Here is a 4520-nt window from a genome sequence, read left to right as displayed (position 1 = left end):
GATGCAGCAGATATTGCTAAAATGGGGAATATCGATGAAAACCTAGCTTCAGTCAATGAAAACAGCTTGTTTACTATTCAGCGAAGAAACTTCCCTGAAAATGATGAGGTGATTCCCTTATTTACTAACAACTGGAGAAATCAAGACTACAGCTTTGTGGCCAACTTGTCTAATTTTGGAACAACAGCAGTTTATTTAGTCGATGCTTATTTAGGCACGGAAACTTTGTTAGAAGACGGCGAGACCTACTCGTTTAATGTTGATGAAAGTATTAGCGAATCGGTTGACACATCGCGATTTTCCTTGAAATTTGATACAGAAACCATGGGTGTGGAAGATGAGGACAAGAAGTTGTTTAGCCTCTACCCTAACCCCGCCAAGGAAATGGTAAACATTCAAACCAGCTTAGCTTTAGGAACAACAGTAGAAGTAAAAATCTACAACATGTTAGGTCAGCAAGTATATACCGCAAAACAAGAATTGAAATCGCCTACCTTAGAAGTCGATGTCAGTGCGTTTAACAGTGGCGTATATAGTGTAAAGCTAACCGACGAAGCAGGAAACAAACAAAGTACACAATTAATAAAAGAGTAAAAAGAAGTAAGGAAAAAGTAATTCATTTAAAAAATGAGTTAAAAGCATATTTTATAGAACTGAAAATTAAAAACCGATTTAACAACTAGATATTAAGTTAGAAGTATTATAAATTAATTTATAGAATAAAAACTACAACTAATAATTTTTTCTATTTTTGATTAGCTTTCTTAAAGAAGTCAACTAAAATTAAATAGTTGATTGAACTAAATTCGAAAATTCATGAAAAGGTTAATGTTTTTATTCGCTTGTTATTTCAGCTTCCTTTTCAGCTTAATGGCGCAAATTCCTAATCTTAAAAAATTAGATTTAATAATTGGTTCAAATAGCTCAGTGGTTAGTAAAATTGAGATTGACCAAGAAGGCTACTTGTGGTACTTAACAAACAATGATTTATTTAGGTTCAATGGAAGTTCGAGCGAGGGGATGAATCGCTTTCTAAAAAATATAGAAACAGCTAGATTAATAGATATTAAAATCAATAAAAATGGGATTTACCTAATTACAGATAAGGAAATTTTTAGCCTATATACCAGCACCTGGAAAACAAAAGAAATCTTGCAGTTAAATGCTGATGAAGAAATTTTAAAAATCACGTATAACAAGCCAAAAGATGTTTTATATATAGGTACCAATCAAAATAACCTGTTTATTATTAAAAACGAAGTTGTCCAAAAACAGATTAGTTTATACGATTCGTTTCCTGAGCAAAAAAAGAACCTTAGGATCAATAAACTAAATCATTATGATAATGAATTATATGTGAGCTGTGAAAATGGCTTAGTCATAAAATTCAATTCAGAAAGTTTTGAAAAAAAGACGTATCAACTACCTACCAATAAAGCTATCAATTCATGTTTTAAGATAAACGGAAAAGTGTATGCAAAAGTATTTGAAGAAGGTATTTTTGAAATCAATACGTTTACAAAATTTGACCATATCCCTGATATTTTTTTTAAAACTGCACATATTCTACAAGTAAAAAATGATGAATTGTGGGGTTTATCTAAAAACCATAGTTTTAAATTGGTAGATCAAAAGAAAACGAATATTGACATACAAATACCAGGACACTTATCGGATGCTATTATTGAAGATGATTTCATTTTTTTATCTACTGGATTAGGTGTTTACAACTTAAATCTTCATGGAGAAGTTCTAAGTCATCAATCTATTCCAGAAAATTTCTCTGTAAAAAGCACTAGAAACATTCACTTTACTAATGAAGGCCTTTGGCTTTCAACCTACTCAGGGAGCATTTTTAGCACATCAGATAGCCTATATTATTACAAAGAAATTTCTTACGCTGTAGAGCCGTTAAATGATTCTACCCTAGCTTTGGGAACAGAGGGTCAGGGAATTCAATTTTTTAACATCCGCTCTAAAAAAATAGATGAAGCTACAGAAATTAACCAATCGCTGCCCAAGTATATAAAAAGTTTATGTAAGAGGAATAATGAGTTATTAATTGGAACAAATCGGGGCTTATTTGTGTATTCGCTTGAAAATGGCCAAATTTCATTTATTCAAAATACAAATAATCTAGTAATTAATAAACTAAGTAAGTCAGATGAAGATATATTTGTAAGTACGGATAGAGGGTTTTTTAAGTTTGAGGATAGAGAACTTAAAAGAATTGTGGCAGAAAATATGAATGTAAAAAGCCATCTCATTACCCCCACAAACTACATTTTAGCTACAATGCATAATGGAATAGTCATTATAGCAAAAGAAGATGAACAAAATAAAACATTCATAAACACAACTAACTACCTTAAAACAAATACAATTTACGACCTAGTTGAATTTAAAAAAATGATCTATGCCTTTACAGAAAAAGGAATTTACGTTTTTGATGAAAAAATTGAAAAGCCCGTTGTTAATTTTGCAGGAGAGTTTGAATTTAATCATAATTCCATTTATCAAAATGCCACAGATTTATATGCCGGTCATCTTGAAGGCTGGAGCAAGATCAATTTTGAACCAACAAATTTAAATTTCAAAACAGATAATACACTAAAATTAAGTGCCTATAATCTCTTTACTAAAACTAGAAGTGACAAAAAATTACTGAATAAAAACAAGAACGAGTTTGAATTAAGGTTACCTAGCCAAACAAATGCCATTGGCTTTGAATTTGCCATTAACCCCAACTATATAAATAATCGACAAGAAATTTATTTTTATAATCTTTCTTCCATTAATGATCAATGGGTAAGTTTTACAAACCAAGAAGGTTTAATTATTGCCAACCTAAGCCCAAGGTGGAATGAAATACGAGTTAAAAAAAATCTTTGGGATAGTGAAGAAACAAGTATAAACATATATAAAGAACCCTATTTTTATGAAACATTTTGGTTTAAATTACTCATCTTTATAGGACTATGCATATTGATCTACAGCATAATTTATTACAATAATTATGTAAATAAGATTCAAAATGATATCAAAGAAAAGATATCTAAAGACCTTCACGACGAAGTGGGCAGCCAACTTTCTACAATTAGCCTACAGACAGAATTTATCAAACTGAATAATAATACTAACCTACACGATAAGTACTTAAAGAGTATTGCTCACACTAGCAAGGAGGCTATTCGCTCACTCAACCATATTGTTTGGTCTTTACAAAACAATAGCATCTACTGGAAAGATTATTTAGAATTGCTCCAACAATATAGCATGAGTTTTTTTGAACTTACCCAAACCAAAGTAGAATTTATTAATAACACACAGTTAAAAAAACAAAAAATTGATAAAAGATTGAATCATAATTTACTTATGATATACAAGGAAATGCTAAATAATATATTAAAACATGCAGAAGCTACAAAAGTAACTATTCAAGTTGAACAAATAAATAACTTGTTAAAGATTCAAATTAAAGATAACGGAAAAGGGTTCAATTTAGAGAAAAATAAGAGTACTGGAAATGGAATTAAAAATATAATAAACCGAAGTAAGCAAGAAAATATAAAAATTGAAATTAATACAGCATTAAAACAAGGTAGCCTTTACTATTTAGCGCTTAATTTATAAAATGAATGTTACTCCAATATTTATACTATGGAAAAAATTAAATTAGGGATTATTGAAGACAATGTAAATGTTGTTGAAGTTGTTAAAAACTACCTTGAATCTACCAACGAGTTTGAATTTACCTTCACCTTAACCAATCCTAATTTTTTAAAATTCAACAAAGATAAAGTCATTGAAACAGATGTTGTTTTGTGTGACATTGGCTTGCCAAATATCAGCGGAATTGAAGTAGTATTGAAATTAAAAAAAATTAACCCCGAGTTAAAAATTTTAATGTTTACCGTTTTTGAAGACAACGAAACAATATTTAAATCGATTAAGGCAGGAGCAAATGGCTATTTGTTAAAAAACACCTCGCTACCTCAACTTAAACAAGGAATTTTGGAAATTGTAAACGGAGGAGCTAGTATGAGTCCTCAAATTGCTTCTAAAGTATTAACCTATTTTAGAAAGCCAAAACTTTACAATAAAGAATTAGAAAAATTAACCGAACAAGAAAAAAAAATCACGGAGTTGTTGTATCAGGGAGATAAATATAAAACAATAGCAACAAAGCTAAGTATCAGCATAGACACGGTAAAATACCACATTAAAAACATTTACCTTAAACTACAAATCTCATCACGAGCAGAGCTATCCAATAAATTTCATTAAAGCTTAGCGCCCATTCTTGAAAGTCCTTCAACATATGTTAACTACCCTTTTGTGTAGGATACACCATTTATGATTCAATTAATTTTGCAAGCAAACTATCTAAGTTAAGTCACTTAGTAAATAAAAAGTTGTGAGTTCTAAATTCTTAATTAGAAATGAAAGTTTTGAAGGTTAGATGTTACGTGTTAGATGACAAAATTGAAAATCAAAAAATTGAAATAAAACCTTTGTAC

At 29.9% G+C, this 4520-nt stretch carries 3 protein-coding genes; all 3 read left to right on the top strand.

Annotated features, from left to right (window positions below; all coding sequences use genetic code 11):
- The coding region (locus tag G7034_RS08085) for a T9SS type A sorting domain-containing protein (protein WP_166400462.1) at positions 1–594 on the top strand (594 nt) is incomplete at its 5' end.
- 222 nt (positions 595–816) lie between these two features.
- The gene (locus tag G7034_RS08080; protein WP_166400461.1) at positions 817–3633 is read left to right on the top strand and encodes a sensor histidine kinase; all 2817 of its coding nucleotides are present in this window, start codon (positions 817–819) and stop codon (positions 3631–3633) included.
- Between the two features lie 27 nt (positions 3634–3660).
- A complete protein-coding gene (locus G7034_RS08075) occupies positions 3661–4287 on the top strand; it encodes a response regulator (protein WP_166400460.1) in 627 nt (208 codons plus the stop codon).
- The last annotated feature ends 233 nt before the right edge of the window (positions 4288–4520 follow it).

This window comes from Psychroflexus maritimus, assembly GCF_011089875.1.
Taxonomy (GTDB): domain Bacteria; phylum Bacteroidota; class Bacteroidia; order Flavobacteriales; family Flavobacteriaceae; genus Psychroflexus; species Psychroflexus maritimus.
This window is presented reverse-complemented; position numbering and strand designations above follow the sequence as displayed.